Origin of the sequence: Halothece sp. PCC 7418 (genome assembly GCF_000317635.1) — a bacterium.
GTDB lineage: Bacteria > Cyanobacteriota > Cyanobacteriia > Cyanobacteriales > Rubidibacteraceae > Halothece.
In genome coordinates this window covers 1,612,068-1,627,140 of sequence record NC_019779.1, presented here as the reverse complement: position 1 = coordinate 1,627,140, position 15,073 = coordinate 1,612,068, and the positions used below count along the sequence as shown (strand labels likewise).

16 protein-coding genes are annotated in these 15,073 nt (G+C 42.1%); 8 read left to right on the top strand and 8 right to left on the bottom strand.

Features of this window, described 5'->3' with window-relative positions; genetic code table 11:
• Positions 1-22 precede the first annotated feature (22 nt).
• Positions 23-145, bottom strand: a complete 123-nt coding sequence (locus tag PCC7418_RS21115; protein ID WP_255348276.1) for a hypothetical protein — start codon at positions 143-145, stop codon at positions 23-25.
• Between the two features lie 3 nt (positions 146-148).
• Complete coding sequence (locus PCC7418_RS07360; protein WP_015225548.1) at positions 149-676, bottom strand: NADPH-dependent FMN reductase; 528 nt, start codon at positions 674-676, stop codon at positions 149-151.
• Between the two features lie 145 nt (positions 677-821).
• Between PCC7418_RS07360 and pgsA the strand changes: the two genes are divergently transcribed.
• From pgsA to PCC7418_RS07345, 3 genes are all read left to right on the top strand, one after another.
• Entirely contained in the window at positions 822-1,379 is a 558-nt protein-coding gene (gene pgsA, locus PCC7418_RS07355; protein WP_051030578.1) for a CDP-diacylglycerol--glycerol-3-phosphate 3-phosphatidyltransferase, read from the top strand.
• A 66-nt stretch (positions 1,380-1,445) separates the two neighbouring features.
• Positions 1,446-2,093, top strand: coding sequence for a glycerol-3-phosphate 1-O-acyltransferase PlsY (plsY, locus tag PCC7418_RS07350; protein WP_015225546.1), 648 nt, complete (start codon positions 1,446-1,448; stop codon positions 2,091-2,093).
• Positions 2,094-2,099: 6 nt separating this feature from the next.
• Complete coding sequence (locus tag PCC7418_RS07345; RefSeq protein WP_015225545.1) at positions 2,100-2,537, top strand: thiol-disulfide oxidoreductase DCC family protein; 438 nt, start codon at positions 2,100-2,102, stop codon at positions 2,535-2,537.
• Positions 2,538-2,540: 3 nt separating this feature from the next.
• Here the strand turns inward: PCC7418_RS07345 and PCC7418_RS07340 are convergent, their stop codons facing one another.
• The 3 genes from PCC7418_RS07340 to PCC7418_RS07330 form a co-directional block, all read right to left on the bottom strand.
• Positions 2,541-3,134 carry a chromophore lyase CpcT/CpeT gene (locus tag PCC7418_RS07340; protein WP_015225544.1) on the bottom strand — a complete coding sequence of 198 codons (594 nt, stop codon included), beginning with the start codon at positions 3,132-3,134 and terminating at the stop codon, positions 2,541-2,543.
• A gap of 89 nt (positions 3,135-3,223) precedes the next feature.
• On the bottom strand, positions 3,224-3,790 hold the full coding sequence (locus PCC7418_RS07335) for a glutathione S-transferase family protein (RefSeq protein ID WP_216086684.1): 567 nt from the start codon (positions 3,788-3,790) through the stop codon (positions 3,224-3,226).
• Between the two features lie 264 nt (positions 3,791-4,054).
• Positions 4,055-4,357, bottom strand: a complete 303-nt coding sequence (locus PCC7418_RS07330) for a hypothetical protein (protein WP_216086683.1) — start codon at positions 4,355-4,357, stop codon at positions 4,055-4,057.
• Between the two features lie 352 nt (positions 4,358-4,709).
• Between PCC7418_RS07330 and PCC7418_RS07325 the strand changes: the two genes are divergently transcribed.
• Positions 4,710-5,399 carry a hypothetical protein gene (locus PCC7418_RS07325; RefSeq protein ID WP_015225542.1) on the top strand — a complete coding sequence of 230 codons (690 nt, stop codon included), beginning with the start codon at positions 4,710-4,712 and terminating at the stop codon, positions 5,397-5,399.
• Between the two features lie 4 nt (positions 5,400-5,403).
• Here the strand turns inward: PCC7418_RS07325 and rpsF are convergent, their stop codons facing one another.
• Positions 5,404-5,835, bottom strand: coding sequence for a 30S ribosomal protein S6 (gene rpsF / locus PCC7418_RS07320; protein WP_015225541.1), 432 nt, complete (start codon positions 5,833-5,835; stop codon positions 5,404-5,406).
• 118 nt (positions 5,836-5,953) lie between these two features.
• Positions 5,954-9,073 (bottom strand): UPF0182 family protein, encoded by a 3,120-nt coding sequence (locus PCC7418_RS07315; protein ID WP_015225540.1) that lies wholly within the window; start codon positions 9,071-9,073, stop codon positions 5,954-5,956.
• A 113-nt stretch (positions 9,074-9,186) separates the two neighbouring features.
• On the opposite strand from PCC7418_RS07315, the gene PCC7418_RS07310 reads away from it, so the two are divergent.
• On the top strand, positions 9,187-10,236 hold the full coding sequence (locus tag PCC7418_RS07310; RefSeq protein WP_015225539.1) for a DUF3179 domain-containing protein: 1,050 nt from the start codon (positions 9,187-9,189) through the stop codon (positions 10,234-10,236).
• Between the two features lie 108 nt (positions 10,237-10,344).
• Here PCC7418_RS07310 and PCC7418_RS07305 read toward each other — a convergent pair whose 3' ends face one another.
• The gene (locus PCC7418_RS07305; protein ID WP_015225538.1) at positions 10,345-10,794 is read right to left on the bottom strand and encodes an Hsp20/alpha crystallin family protein; all 450 of its coding nucleotides are present in this window, start codon (positions 10,792-10,794) and stop codon (positions 10,345-10,347) included.
• A gap of 227 nt (positions 10,795-11,021) precedes the next feature.
• Between PCC7418_RS07305 and glpK the strand changes: the two genes are divergently transcribed.
• The 3 genes from glpK to PCC7418_RS07290 all read left to right on the top strand — a co-directional run bounded on the left by glpK (position 11,022) and on the right by PCC7418_RS07290 (position 15,005).
• The gene (gene glpK / locus PCC7418_RS07300) at positions 11,022-12,533 is read left to right on the top strand and encodes a glycerol kinase GlpK (protein WP_015225537.1); all 1,512 of its coding nucleotides are present in this window, start codon (positions 11,022-11,024) and stop codon (positions 12,531-12,533) included.
• Between the two features lie 64 nt (positions 12,534-12,597).
• On the top strand, positions 12,598-13,134 hold the full coding sequence (locus PCC7418_RS07295) for a peroxiredoxin (protein WP_015225536.1): 537 nt from the start codon (positions 12,598-12,600) through the stop codon (positions 13,132-13,134).
• 500 nt (positions 13,135-13,634) lie between these two features.
• The gene (locus PCC7418_RS07290) at positions 13,635-15,005 is read left to right on the top strand and encodes an ABC transporter substrate-binding protein (RefSeq protein WP_015225535.1); all 1,371 of its coding nucleotides are present in this window, start codon (positions 13,635-13,637) and stop codon (positions 15,003-15,005) included.
• Positions 15,006-15,073 lie beyond the last annotated feature (68 nt).

Genomic DNA, 15,073 nt, shown 5'->3' with positions numbered 1-15,073 from the left:
ATCAGTTACCAATGACTAATGACTAATGACTAATGACTAATGACCAATGACCAATGACTAATGACCAATGACCAATGACTAATGACCAATGACTAATGACTAATGACCAATGACTAATGACTAATGACCAATGACTAATGACCAATGACTAATGACTCTTGAAAGCAGAGGTGATTTCTACAAGCTGATCCACTAATTCAGCAAGGCGGGTTTTAATCGTTTCATCGACCAATCTTCCCTCGACAAAAGCATCCCCTGTGGCATAAACAAAGCGAGGAATAATTAAACAGCGAAAGTCTAACATCAAGCTGTTAGCAAAGGGCATGACCGACATATAACTTCCTTGACCCCCCGCAGCACAGAGAAAACCGACTGTTTTTTCTTGCCAAGATTTCCCTGTTAATTCCAAAAAGTTTTTAATCGCTGCATTGACATCATAATTATAAATGGGGGTCGCTACTAAAATGCCTTCTGCTTGCGCAACTGTTTCCGCTAGTGGGGGAATACTGGGGTCGCTATAGGCTGTACTGCCATCACAGAAAGGAAGGCTAATTTCTCTTAAATCAAGCCATTCCGCTTCTTTCCCTTGGGCTTGCAAGAGTTGTTGCGCTTGTTCGGCTAAAACTTGGCTGTGACTTTTCGGGTGGAGACTTGCCCCAATAATTAAATAACTCATAGTTAGGATTAGATTTTATTTTAATATCAAGACACGCGATCGCGCTTTCCCGTACAATTTAAATAGAGACATCGCCTCGACTCCATCAATCTGTGGGGAGGCACAAGCCCTATCGCTAGGCTGAGATCGCAAGTTTTCATTCATGATTAATCTTCCCACAAAAATTACGTTATCCCGCCTCTTGGGGATTCCGTTTATTTTCTATTTTCTCGCTCAGCCATCTCAAACGTCTCAGTGGCTGGGGTTAGGGGTTTTCTTACTCGTCGCTGCAACGGATTGGCTAGATGGTTATTTAGCCCGTAAGTTAGACCAAGTAACAGATTTGGGCAAATTTTTAGATCCGTTGGTGGATAAGCTCTTGATTTTTGCGCCACTTTTGATATTAGTTGAGGGGGGGACAGTTCCTGCTTGGGGCGTTTTCTTGATTTTAGGGCGAGAACTCGCGATCGCGGGGTGGCGAGTGAATCCCTCGCTTGCGGGTCAAGATGTTCCTGGGGCAAATGTCTTAGGAAAAGCAAAAACGGTTTTACAAATTAGCGCGATCGCTGCGTTAATTTCTCCGATTCCTGATCAGAATTGGCTAACTTTTTCTCAAGTTTTATTTTGGCTGGCTGTCCTCTTAACGTTAGTGTCTGGTTTCATTTATCTAATTAGCCCGTTTATGGTTCGCCCTCAAAAAGAAGGTGAATCAAGGAATGATTAGTGCTTTTGTTTGCTTAAAGATCATTTTTTGTGATTCTTAAAAATAAGAACTATAGGTGTCAATCAAATGTTTTCTAATTTAGTTTTCATTAATGCAGTTTTACTTCTCGCTGCCTATTTATTAGGCTCAATTCCCACAGGGTTTCTAGCAGGTTACTGGCTACAAAAAATTGATATTCGCGAATATGGATCGGGTTCGACGGGTGCAACCAATGTCTTGCGCGTTTTAGGGGCAAAAGCTGCAGTGGCTGTGTTGTTGATTGATTTGCTCAAAGGCGCGATCGCGGTGGGAATTGCTAAGATGGCAGTAGTACAGTTGCCCGCCCTTGCGCTCTCGGAAAACTGGACGGCTTGGCTGATTATCCTAACTGCTTTAACGGCTGTATTTGGTCACAGTAAGTCCGTTTGGTTGAACTTTAGCGGTGGTAAGTCTGTTGCCACCAGTTTAGGCACATTACTGATTATGACCCCAGGGGTTGCTTTAGCGGGCGTTGCTGCTTTTGGCGTGACCTTAGCTGCATCGCGGATGGTCTCTTTAAGTTCCTTAGTCAGCGCGATCGCGATTAATATTTTTATGGTCAGCTTGGGCGAGCCCTTCCCCTATATCATCTTTGCCATTTGTGCAGGCTTGTATGTCTTCTGGCGACACCGCAGTAATGTTGAGCGCATTCTCGCGGGAACTGAACCCAAAATCGGACAAAAAGTTTCTAATTAACTGCCAATGAAGTATCACGTCATCTATGACGGCAACTGCAATCTCTGTGTATCCTTGGTACAACAGATGGAAAATTTGGATCAAGGAGCGCAGTTTGATTATATTCCCATGCAAGACGAAGCGGTTCTCAACCGTTTCCAAATCACAGCCAAAGATTGCGAACTGGGGATGATTCTGATTGATGCAAACAACCCCGAACACCGTTGGCAAGGAAGCGACGCAGCGGAAGAAATCGCCCGTAAAATTCCTTTTGCAGAGGGTTTAGTGAGTCTCTATCGAAAAATTCCAGGCTTAAAATCTTTAGGAGATAAAGCCTATGAGGAGATACGCGATAATCGGTATCAATGGTTTGGGAAGCGCGATCGAACCTATCATTCCCCCTATCCCATCGGTTGTATAGCGCTAGGCGCTGGGGAGAGGGAAAAAGGGAAAGGGACAAGGTAGTTGTCATGTCATAACTGGTAACGTTTCAGAAACCGAAAACCCTTGCATTTTTTGAAACTGATACGGTGCGATTAACGCTCCCCAAATGGGCTTTTGAGTTTCTGGATCAATCCCCTTATCAGAACTGAAAAACTCTTGTGAGGTTACTGCAAAGCCTAACTCAATCTGACAAAGATTTCCTTGAATATAAAACTGACACACCGAGTTAGGAAAAGGCTGTGCAGAAAACTTATTTTCTGTGGTTATCACTTCTAAAGCACAACCTGGCAGTTTTTCTATATCCTGTAACCTCAAACTGTCTAATATTTGAGGATTCATTCCTGCGCCCCGCCATTTTTGATGCTCTTTAAACGCATAATATTGCACTGTCATCGGTTTAGTTTCTGTTGCAGGTTGAATAACAAATATCCGTTGACGATAGGCTTGCTCTAATTTCAAAGCAGGGGCTTGTTCAGCAAATAAAGCATAATTCCCATCAATTGAAACTGGAAGGGGACGATGCCACAATTTAAGATTAACAAACCAAGCTGGTTGGGAAAGAGCTTGGCTTTCATTACTAAATTCTCCTGCTAGCCATTGGGCGAGTTTGAATTCCATTTTAAGTCACTCTCGCGTTGAATAAATATCTATATTTTTATGGGCGCGTTGAAATGCAGGACGTTCGATCAGTTGCATCAGATAATTTTTCACGGGGGTTTCTTTTTTAGTAATCCTATTTTGAACGCCCAAAACAAAACACCACCTGTAATAACATCAGCAGCCGTAAATTGATTTTCAACGAGATATTGATTCTCTTTTAAGTGGTCATTGAGGGGTTGACAGACTTTTCCAAACCAGTGTAATGTTTCGTCCTTAGAAAGGTTTTCATATTCACTATCAGGTAATACTTTCTCTGACAAATGAGGGAAAACATGAAAAAGATATCGTTCCACAGGAGGTTCTAACGTCACCGCAGCATAAAACAACCATTGATAATAATAGCCTCTTGCGGGACTCATAAGAGAGGGAGCAAGTTGTTTATCAGGATATTGATCGGCTAAATAAGCACAAATTCCAGCAGATTCATGAATTGTGATATTATCATCAACTAAAACTGGAATCTTACCATGAGGATGGAGTCCTTTATATTCTGGTTTCTCCGACATTTCATCAGGGGTCACTTGAATTAATTCATAGGAAATTTCCAGTTCTTCTAATAGCCAATGAGGGCGACTGGCTCGGGTTAACGGAAGATAATAAAGTTTCATTACCATTGGTCTCGATGGGTTAAAATTTCTCTTTCCTTAATCCTATCAAATCATGAAAAGCGACGACGAAAACGCTGATCAAAATGATGTTTTTTCTTTTAGGTTGAGTAGAATGAAATGAAACCCAACTCTTCATTTTCTCACTTATGATTTTAGGGGTGTTGGGTTACGTTAGCACTTCACCCAACCTACCGTTGTATGTTAGTGCCGAAAATCGTTTAATAATTTAACACAGGTCAAAGGTGGGAAAAAGATACCCACCCCAGATTTTTAGTGTGGTAAACTGATTTTACTCAGTTGGCTTTCGTATAACTCTAGCTGCTGTAAACAAGAATTAATCCCTTGTACAGCCTCGTTATATTGCTTGACTTTTGCTAAAACTTCGCTCTGCATTTGTAAATTTTTAGCAATCTTTCCTTCTGCTTCTTCGGCGAGGGTTTCTTCTAAATTAGTTCGTGCTTTTTCGTATTGTTGAAGAATCGCTTCTTCTTGTTGTTCCGCCATCGGTAGCAAATTCTTTTTCAATGTATTGTTAATGCTTTGTCGGAAGTTACTACGGATGGTTTGATGCACTTTTGGTTCAAAGTCGAGTTTTAATAACTCACGAATTGAAGGTAATGTTCAACTAGTGGAATGCAAAGTTCTTCTAAATCATCCGCAAGGTTAACAAAAAGCTGAGGACGTTTTTCTGCGGTTAAATAACGCGCGATCGCTTTCTTTTTCTACTCGTACCTCAGTTTGTTTAAAACGTCGATCAAAATTAAATTTAAAGCCATCAAATTGCAACTTGTAGTAACTGAAATCACTTTTTTATAACATTAAACGAAAAAGGACAAAGCCAACGCAATCTCGATTTCGCACCAGAAAGAGAGCAAATCTTGCTAACATAAGCATTAACCCGATCCGATTTATTCTCTATGAGGCTATGCTAGTTCCGATTACACGCGAGAAATTTGAGCAATTAATTCCGTTTACTGCTACCATTGAACAATATCGTTACTATGCGGGTGATTGGCCAGACTTCCTTCGTAAACTCTTAATTTCCTTTGTGGGTGTAGTGGTGATCTGGCTCTTGGGAGAAATCACTAACAGTTCTGGGGCGACAATCTCTTTATTTTGTGTAATTGCTGGACTGTACTGGCTATGGTCTCCCGTGTATTGGGCGACGCGACGCAATAGCACTTATCGTCGCTTTCCTTACAGTGGCTTTTGGCGGGGACGAGTCTTAGAAGTGTTTGTCAGTGAAGAGTTAGTCAGTACAGAAGAAAGTGTTGATGAAAAAGGGGAACTGATTATTATTGAAAACCGCGAACGACGAATTAATTTGCAAGTGGGGGACAAAACGGGTTTTGAAGTGCAGATCCAAGCCCCCCTGCGTCGTCTCCACCGTAATCTCAAAACAGGTCAAGTGGTGGAGTTATTGCTATTATCAAAAGATCCTGATCTGGCTCGTATTAGCAAAATCAGTGATGCTTATCTTCCCCAGCTTGACCTGTGGGTGAGTAATTATCCTGTACTCAGACGAGATGTGTTTGTGGAAGTGAGTCAGGAGTTAAGGAGAAGCAACCGAACCCAAAAAGCCCGTGCTTCTCGCCAATCTTATGCACGCTACTGATGTCTTAAGCCGTTGCTGTTTCGTCTTCTGGTGCTGCTGCAGCTTCCTCTGTTTCCTCTTCAGTGGCTGCGGTTTCTGGTGCAGGTTCAGGTTCGGTTTGCGGGGTGACAGTGGGCGTTGAGGGGATTTCTGCGGTGGATTCTGGGATCTCATCAACGGTTAGAGTCAGGAAACGAATGACATTTTCGCTGAGTCGCATTTGACGCTGTAACTGCGAAATGACATCACCCTCAATTTGGTAGTTCATTTGCACATAGATGCCATCTTGATGCTTACCAATATTGTAAGCTAGACGCTTTTTACCATGATTACGGATGGTTAAGTTTTCAACATTCCGTTCTTGCAGAAACGCTTCATATTTTTTGGTTTCTTGCGTTACCTGATCTTCAGTCAGATCAGGGCGAATAATATACATGGTTTCGTATTTATTGGACATTGATGATGCTCCTTGTGGACGATATGGCTTGCCTTCATGAACAAGCAAGGATCTCTCATTGTACTATGCTATGTGCAACAACGACGATAGGTGTTGCCAATGGATCAGCGCGATCGCGCTATGATTCTGTTTCCGTTTCTTCCGTTTGCAGATCAGGAGTGATCGACTCAATTTCGGTTTCTAGATCAGGGGTTGCGGGAATCTCTTCTAAGGGGCGAATAATCGCAGGTTCTTCAGTCGTATCCCCTTTGAAAATAGCATCGATCGCGCCTTGTAATGTTTTCGCCATCACAATCCGATTTTCATAAACAACAATCACTCGAATCAAGGTGGGTAAACTATTGCGTTCCGCCTCTAAATACACCGGTTCGACATATAATAACGATTGTTCAATGGGAATCACCAGTAAGTTTCCTTGGATCGCCCGTGATCCTTGTCGATTCCATAACGAAATTTGTTGTGAAATCACAGGCTCTTGGTTAATTAAAGCCTCGATTTGTTCAGGGCCATAAACCAAACGTTGTTTCGGGAACTGATATAATAATTGTCTCCCGTAAAACCGACCGTCAGACCGTGCAGCCATCCATGCAATCAAGTTATTCCGTTCGGTGGGGGTAAACGGTAGCAATAAGATAAACTCCTCACTTTCGGCTGTGGGAAGTTTCATCGTTAAGTAATAAGGTTCAATGGCTTGCGCTTCGTTGGCGTAGATTTCTTGGGGGATTTGCCATTGGTCTTCTCGATTATAGAAAACTTGGGCATCCGTCATGTGATAAGTTAAAAGTCGTTCCGATTGCACTTTAAATAAATCAACGGGATAGCGAATATGACTCTTGAGGGGGAGAGGCATATCATCGAGGGACTTAAATAACTGAGGAAATACTTTTGACCAAGTTTGGATAATGGGATCGTCATCATTTGCGACATAAAATTCCACGTTCCCGTTATAGGCATCAACCACAACTTTTACAGAGTTGCGAATATAGTTGAAGCCATAACCCCCTGGATCGGAATAGGGATAATGATCGCTGATGGTATAAGCATCAATAATCCAGTGTAGATAATTTTCGCCACTGCCAAGGCGTGAGGTTTGCGTATTTGCTGTCACCAGATAGGGATCGTCATCAAACTGAAGAAACGGCGCGATCGCGCTGACTCTTTCTTTAATATCTCTCCGCATCAGTAACGTTGTTTCAGGGGTAAAATTCTGAGTGAACAACATCTGCCAATCTTTCAAATATTCCGCAAAGATCCCCCGTCGCCACCAACTGCCAATATCAATTCCTCCTCTGCCATCATAGGTATTATAGGCATTATCTTCTCCCGTGGGATAGTCTAACTCTGGCTGTTTGGTTCGCGTCATGACATAATTATCGGTCAGTTCCCCGTAATAAATTCTGGGTTTACCAATGGGGATACTGTCTCGAATTTGCGGACTGGCGACACTTAAATTCCCTGGTGCTTCTTCTTCTCCTGTGCCAATATCTTTAATAAAGTATTTTGGTAATCCCCCTTCTCCTACTTGATTCACAGGGGAAAGGGTGAAGCCATAGCCATGAGTATAAACTAAATGTTGGTTTACCCATGTTTGCGCCTGTTCAGGAACGGAACTATAATCTAATTCACGGGGAGCAATAATCACTTGTTGTCGTTCGGTTTGGCGACTGGTTGCATTGGGATCTTCAATATTCACCCGTAGGGTGTAGCGGTCAATATCCGCATCCGCAAATTCATAATACAAGCGAATTTGCTGTAGTTGGCGATTGGTTTGTAGGAGAGGACGGGCATCCCATAAGCGAATATTATCAATGGTTTGCCGATTATTTTCGATATCTTGAAAACTTAACTCTCCTTGGGGAGCAAAGGGTTTTTCTTCAATTTGATCTAAGCCAAATGCAGCCCGTGTCATACGAATTGTCCGTTCTAAATAGGGCTTTTCTCGTTCCAGTTCATTAGGAAGCACTTCCAACCGTTGCACCGTGGGGCTTAAAATAGAACCCGCAGCCACTGCAGCCAGATATATCATCAGTCCGTACCACGGCGATCGTCCTTTAATCCGAAACCGAATTGAATGCGCGATCGCGCGCCAAAATAGCCAAACGGCTGTTACCGCAGCAACAATGGTTAAAAAGGTTTCTAGAGGAAGTTGAACTTGGACATCCGTGTAACTTGCTCCATAAGTGACTCCTCGGTCTGAATATAATAGCTCATAGCGGGCTAAACCGTGGCGTAAGGATAAGGTTAATAAAACCATACCCCCTAAAGCGTACAAATGACGCAGTTGCGGATAGGAAAAGCCTTGAAATTGACCGTCAGCAATACTATTTCCAGAACACAGATAAATCAAACTCACAGCGAATAACGCATACAAAAACAGTCCCCCTAACCAAAAATCCAGAAGTTCCCAAACGGGTAAGGTAAAAATATAAAAGCTGACATCTTTTTGAAAAAGAGGATCAACTGTATCGAAGGTAGTGGCGTTGAGAAACTGTAAAATTTGCGCCCAATTTAAGGCAATAATGAGGGTGAAAAAGAAACTAATAATGACCGCAAAGGTTTTTAACCAAAAGCGGAGTTTAAATAGCAAGACAGCAAAGATTCCAATGAGAATAAAAACTTCCCATTTTGATTCCCAAAGACTTCCCCAAAGCGGTTTAATCAGTTGCAATTGAAACGGAGAGGGGAGAAAGGGGTTTAAGTTAGACACTTCATAATTTTCTGAGATCCCTGGCACTTGGTAAATATCACCCAAAAAGGGCAATTGCAGTCCTTCTAAAAAGAATAAGCTAACTTGTAAATAGTGCAGCAACATGAAGCTGATTAACAGGGAAATAATTGCAATGACTGTTAGTAACCGACGCAATTTCATTTTCCCAAGAATTGGCGGTGCGCTGGGGAAATTTTGGCGGGAAGGATGAGGAAAACGAAGTCCTTGCGCGATCGCGAAATTAACTCCTAAAAACAGCCCTGAAATACTAAAAACAGCGACTCCTAGTCCGATTTGTGTCGTTAAGCCTGTCCACCAAACCTCGATATAATTAACTTCTTCAAACCACAACCAATTCACCACTAAACGACTGATTATTTCTCCCAGTACAATTACAATCACTATTAAACTGGGTAAGATTAACCAGAAGTTTTGACCCCTCAAAAAATTCGATTTTTTTTCAGTCGCAGATGTTTTTGGAAATTTTTCAAGAGAGTCTGATGTAAATTGAACGTTTTTGTTTTGAGTCATTAGTCATTTGTTCACTGGTCACTGGTCACTGGTCAAAGAGGTTTCTCATCTTTATTTCATCTTACCTTAAATCGCTTTTCAGGAAATTGAATAAGAATAAAAACCAGAAAAATATGAAATCTGTCGTCACTTTGACCATGAAACGAATTGTAAAAATTGCTTTAGGTAGTGTTTCTCTATTCACCCTCACGTTAGGGGGAATGGTTGTCCAAGCTGGGGGATGGGATAACTTTAAGCTGCAATATTTTCACCTCACCTCTGTTTTTCATGACCAAAGTAAAGAATTAGATGATATTCAAAAACAGAATAGCAAACCAGTGACAGAAACCGCCCGTATTGACCTTGATAATTTATTTAATGGCGGTCCACCGAAAGATGGGATTCCGAGTATAGATAATCCCCAATTTGAGACAGCAAGCACAACCCCTTTCAACGAAGAAGAAACGGTTATCGGCGTTTTCATCAATGGGGAAGCGAAAGCCTATCCCTATAAAATTATGAATTGGCACGAAATTGTTAATGATACCATTGGCGGAATTAATGTTAGTGTCACCTATTGTCCTTTATGCGATACCATTGCAGCATTTACAAGAGGAAATAGTACCTTTGGCGTTTCTGGAAAATTATATCAAAGTTGTTTAGTCATGTACGATCGCGCAGACGATACCCTCTACGCGCAACCGTGGACATTAGGAATTGTTGGTTCAAGAGTCAATCACAGTTTAGAAACGATTCCTGCTGTAAAAACTACTTTAGGAAATTGGCTAGAAAAACACCCCAACAGCAAAATTCTCTCTACAGATACAGGCTACAATCGCAACTATCAACGCTATCCTTACGGCAGTTATTATACCGACAATCGAATCATTTTTTCCGTTCGTAATCAAGACCAGCGAGACTTACATCCGAAAGCAATTGTTAGTTATATTTGGGAAAGCAGCCATGAAACTCCACAAGGAGAATTTGGGGGTGCAAGTCAACAGTTTGCTCACGAAAAAATGGAGGAAATTGGAGAGAAAACGGTTCAGTTTAATGGGCGTAAAGTCAAGGCTTATTGGGATGAAGAACTAGAAACCGTTATTGTAGAAGAAATGGATGGAACACCCATTCCCAGTTCCACTGCTTTTGCATTTGTTTATCCTGCTTTTTTTGGAGAAAGTTGATATTAGGGTTTGCCTTGCACACCCTACGACTTCTTCAAGTTTAATACAAATCCCCCATTCAAAATCTTGAACAGGGGACAAATTCTCTATTTCATTCCTGATGCCAAGTTAAGCATTCACTTTCACTTTCACTGCTTTTTGTTTTGCTTCTTCTACTTTGGGAAGGGTTAATTCTAAAACCCCATTTTTATATTCAGCTTCAACTTCATTATGGTTAATACGAGTGGATAACGGAATCACTCGTTGGAAACTTCCATAACGAAATTCAGTGCGTTTAATTCCTTTTTCTTCTGTTCTCGATTCTGACTTGCGTTCGCCACGAATAGAAACCGATTCTGCACTGGCTTGAATATCAATATCTTCAGGATGAATGCCTGGAACTTCTAAGCGAATGTGAACCGCTTCTTCTGTTTCTTCCATTTCAGCAGGGGGAACAAAATTGGTTAAACCATCCTCTTTACGAGCTAAAGGGCTATAACCTAAATTATCAAAAACACGATTCATTTCTTGTTGCAGTTCATCGAGTTCACGGAACGGTTGCCAACGAATTAAAGCCATGGCTATTGCCTCCAAATCTGGATAACAAATTTTGTAGAAACTCTCAGTAAGAATTCATTTCTACATCTCTAATATAAGCAACCTTGAACAGAAGGAAGTACGGCTCTATCTCCTGTGATTACCGCAATATCCGAACGATTTTGAAAGTTTAAGGAAGTTAACTTTCGGAAAGGATTCGTTGAACAAAAATGGTAAACTAAAATACAGTGAAAACAAGAGAGATCACCGTGGAAACTAAGCAAAAATACGTTCTTGCCCTCGACTTAGGAACAACTGGAAATCGTGCCATTCTCTTTGATGGGAATGGGGAAGTGGTCGGACAATCTTATGGGGAATTGACTCAATATTATCCTCATCCTGGTTGGCTCGAACATGATCCGATGGAAATTTGGCATGATACTCGTAGCTGTATGGAACAGGTTTTTAGAAGTACGGGAGTGTCTCCCCAAGGGGTCGCAGCAGCAGGGTTAACGGTACAACGAGAAACTTGTTTACTCTGGAATAAAACAACAGGAGAACCGTTACATAAAGCAATTGTTTGGCAAGATCGGCGAACGGCTCACAACTGTCGAGAATTAACGGAAAAAGGCTATGCGGAAAAAATCCAAGAAAGTACAGGTTTAGTTTTAGATGCTTATTTTTCCGCCAGTAAGTTGGCGTGGTTACTTGATTGGGTGAAACAGAATCAGCCAGAAGTGGATTTAGATAAGGTGTTAGCGGGGACGGTTGACACTTGGATTCTTTGGAATTTAACGGGAAGACGAGTTCATGGTACAGACCATAGTAACGCCAGTCGGACGATGTTGATGAATTTGGGGACAGATGAGTGGGATTCGGAGTTATTAGACTTATTTGGCATTCCAGCCCATTTAATGCCCGAAATTCGTCCAAGTTTAGGAGATTTTGGCGTAATTGATGAAGAGATTTTAGGGACAGAAATTCCGATTCGCGCTGTGTTTGGCGACCAACAAGCAGCCCTCTTCGCTCACGGTTGTAATCAAAAAGGAATGCTGAAATGTACTTATGGGACAGGCTCTTTCTTAATTGCTCAGAGTGGACAAGAGCTAACGCGATCGCGCAATCAACTCCTCTCCACTGTCGCCTGGAGTGAAGCCAATGGCGGAAAACCTGTCACGAACTACGCTTTAGAAGGGGCGATGTTTACCACAGGGGCTTGTATTCAGTGGCTGCGCGATGGACTGAAACTGATTAAATCCGCACCAGAAACGGATACTTTAGCCCGTAGTGTCAATGATACTGATGGGGTTTACTTTGTTCCAGCGTTGAGTGGTTTGGGTGCGCCTCACTGGGATATGAGCGCCAGAGGTGGTTTTTTAGGGATTACAGGCGGTGTGCAGCGTGAACATATCGTCAGAGCGGTTTTAGAGTCCATTGCTTACCAAGTCAAAGAAGTTGTGGATGCGATGAATCAAGATGGCGATACCCCAATCTCTCTTCTCAAGGTGGATGGGGGGGCTTCCCAAAATAATTTCTTGATGGAGTTTCAAGCGGATGTGTTGGGGATTCCTGTGGAGCGTCCTGCGATTTTAGATGCAACGGCGCAAGGGGCTGCATTTGGGGCGGGTCTAGCCATTGGTTTCTGGAATGATTATGATGAATTAGTCGCCAAACGGAAGCGCGATCGTAGCTTTATTCCCAGTAAAAACCAACATCAAGCCCAAGATAACTTCCAAATGTGGCAAAAAGCAGTAGGACGAGCCAAAAACTGGACAGAATAAGCATCAGGACAAATCAGCAAGAACCTGTTATTCTCAATAGGGAATCGTGATTTAGAAAGTCATCATGTCCCGTCGCCATTTACTCACAATTGTCCTTACTCTGTGTTTCGCCTTCCTCTTACACATTCCCACCGCCCATGCTTTAGGGGGTAAACAGCCCCCACTCAATGAGCCAGCCCCCACATTCAGCCTTCCCACCAACACAGGAGATGGTGAAATTTCCTTGTCGGATTACAACGGAAAATGGGTCGTCTTATATTTCTATCCCGAAGACTTTACTTCTGGTTGCACCCTAGAAGCGAAACGATTCCAGCAAGATCTGTCTAAATATCAAGCCCGCAATACTCAAATCATTGGTGTCAGTGCAGATGATGTACAATCTCATGAAGAGTTTTGTGATGAATTAGGTGTCGAGTTTCCCTTGCTTGCTGATACGGATGGTAGTGTGAGTAAAGCCTATGGCTCATGGTTAGGCATTCGATCGCTGCGTCATACTTATCTCATTGATCCCAATGGCATCTTACGGGAAAGATTCATTGGCGTTAAACCACCCATTCACAGCAGACAAGTCTTAGCCCGTCTGGATGAATTGCAATCCTAGTGATTCTCTCTCCCCCTCGGCTCGATTTAGAAAAAATATTAGTGCCTCATGGTAATAACTGTGAGGTTATTTTTGTGATTAATTATGTAATTAAGTTCCGTTTCTCCTCACCTCAAGGACTTTGTAGTAAACACTGCTTTAATTTGATCATCACGGCGATTGCTCACACTTTTCTCTCTCTTTTGTAACTTTCAATACAGTTTCACGATTAAGAAAGCCTTAACCTAGTCATCAGCTTTTAACAAATGGCACAAAAGTTTAGACTTTTATGATTGGCAATTCGCCGAAGCAAAGGCGGGTTACGTGGGGCTTAATTTTGTGTTTTCAACGAATAGAGCATTACAAATGGTCTCGATTATGTATCAGAAAAAACAATAAAATAAATTCAACAAATATAATCTGTTTTGAAGTGAATTAAACTCTCTAAGTCTGGGTAATTCTGCCTAAAAAAAGCAGAGTTGTTAACGCTAATATTTGGGATCAATTTTGAAGGAAATGCTATGACTAAAAAGCGCTCGTATTTTGATTTAGGTCGGACATCGCGCCGTAAATTTATTAAATATAGTTCTCTGGCGGTTGGTGCAGGTGTCCTTGCAGCTTGCGGTAACAGAGCAGGATCAGGTGGGGCTTCTCAAGAAGATTTAGGAGAAAATCCCATTAAAGTTGGGGTCATGTATTCGACAACGGGCAGCATTGCAATTGTGGAAAAATCCCTACAAGATTCCACATTTCTGGCGATTGATCAGATCAATAATGGCACGGGTCCTTGGAAAGATAATGGCCCTGGAATTGCGGGTCGAAAAATTCAGAGAGTTGTGGTTAACCCTGATTCCAATTGGGATTTATACAACCAAATGTCCAAGCGTTTAATTGATGAAGACAAGGTCAGTTGTGTTTTAGGGTGTTACACTTCGGCGAGTCGTAAATCCGTTTTACCTGTTTTTGAAGAAAAGGATTCAATTCTTTACTATCCCGTTTATTATGAAGGGAATGAGTGCAGTTCTAATGTTTTTTACACAGGGGCAGCACCGAACCAACAAATTACCGATTCCATCCCCTATTGTTACGAAAACTTTGGTCCAAAAGGCTTCTTTATTGGGTCTGATTACATTTATCCCAAAGAGAGTAATCGCATTGCCAAAGCAGAATTAGAAAAACTCGGCGGAGAGGTTGTCGGGGATGAATATGCTGCTCTCGGGACAACAGAATTTATCACTATTATCAATAAAATTAAACAGGCGCAACCCGACTTTGTTTTAAGTAACTTAGTGGGTGATAGTATTCCCGCGTTTTATCGTCAATATCAAAATGCTGGGATTAGCGCCGATGATATTCCGATCATGGCGTATCCCACTACAGAAGAAGAAATTCAAGCCATGGGCCCCGAATATGCTGCGGGACACTATACCAGTTTCAACTATTTCCAAAGCGTTGATACTCCTGAAAACGAACAATTTGTGCGTGAATTTAAAGAAATGTTCGGGGATAACCGTGTGACAAATGGGGTTATGGAAGCAGCGTATTTACAAACCTTCTTCATGGCGCAAGCGATGAAAGACGTTTTAGAAGCGGGAGACGAAATTAATACTAAGACGCTACGAGAAGCCACTCGCGGACAAGAATTTAACGCACCGCAAGGGAAAGTGAAGATGGATCCCGACAACTATCACACTTATCTCTATGCTCGGATTGGACGCTGGAAAGACGACGGACAAGCAGAAATTGTCTTCTCCAGCCCTTCTGCGATTAAACCCATTCCCTGGAGTCAAACTTTATATCCTGGACGGATGTGTGTCCATCCTAGCCCTGATGATCGCAGCGACCCGACCAAAGAAACAGGTAAAGAAAACTTGGAAACCAAGTATTTATAGCACTACGCGCTGGGGAAAGGGACAAGGGTAAAGGTAAAAGGATATTGGAATTTTTTTATCCCTTAACC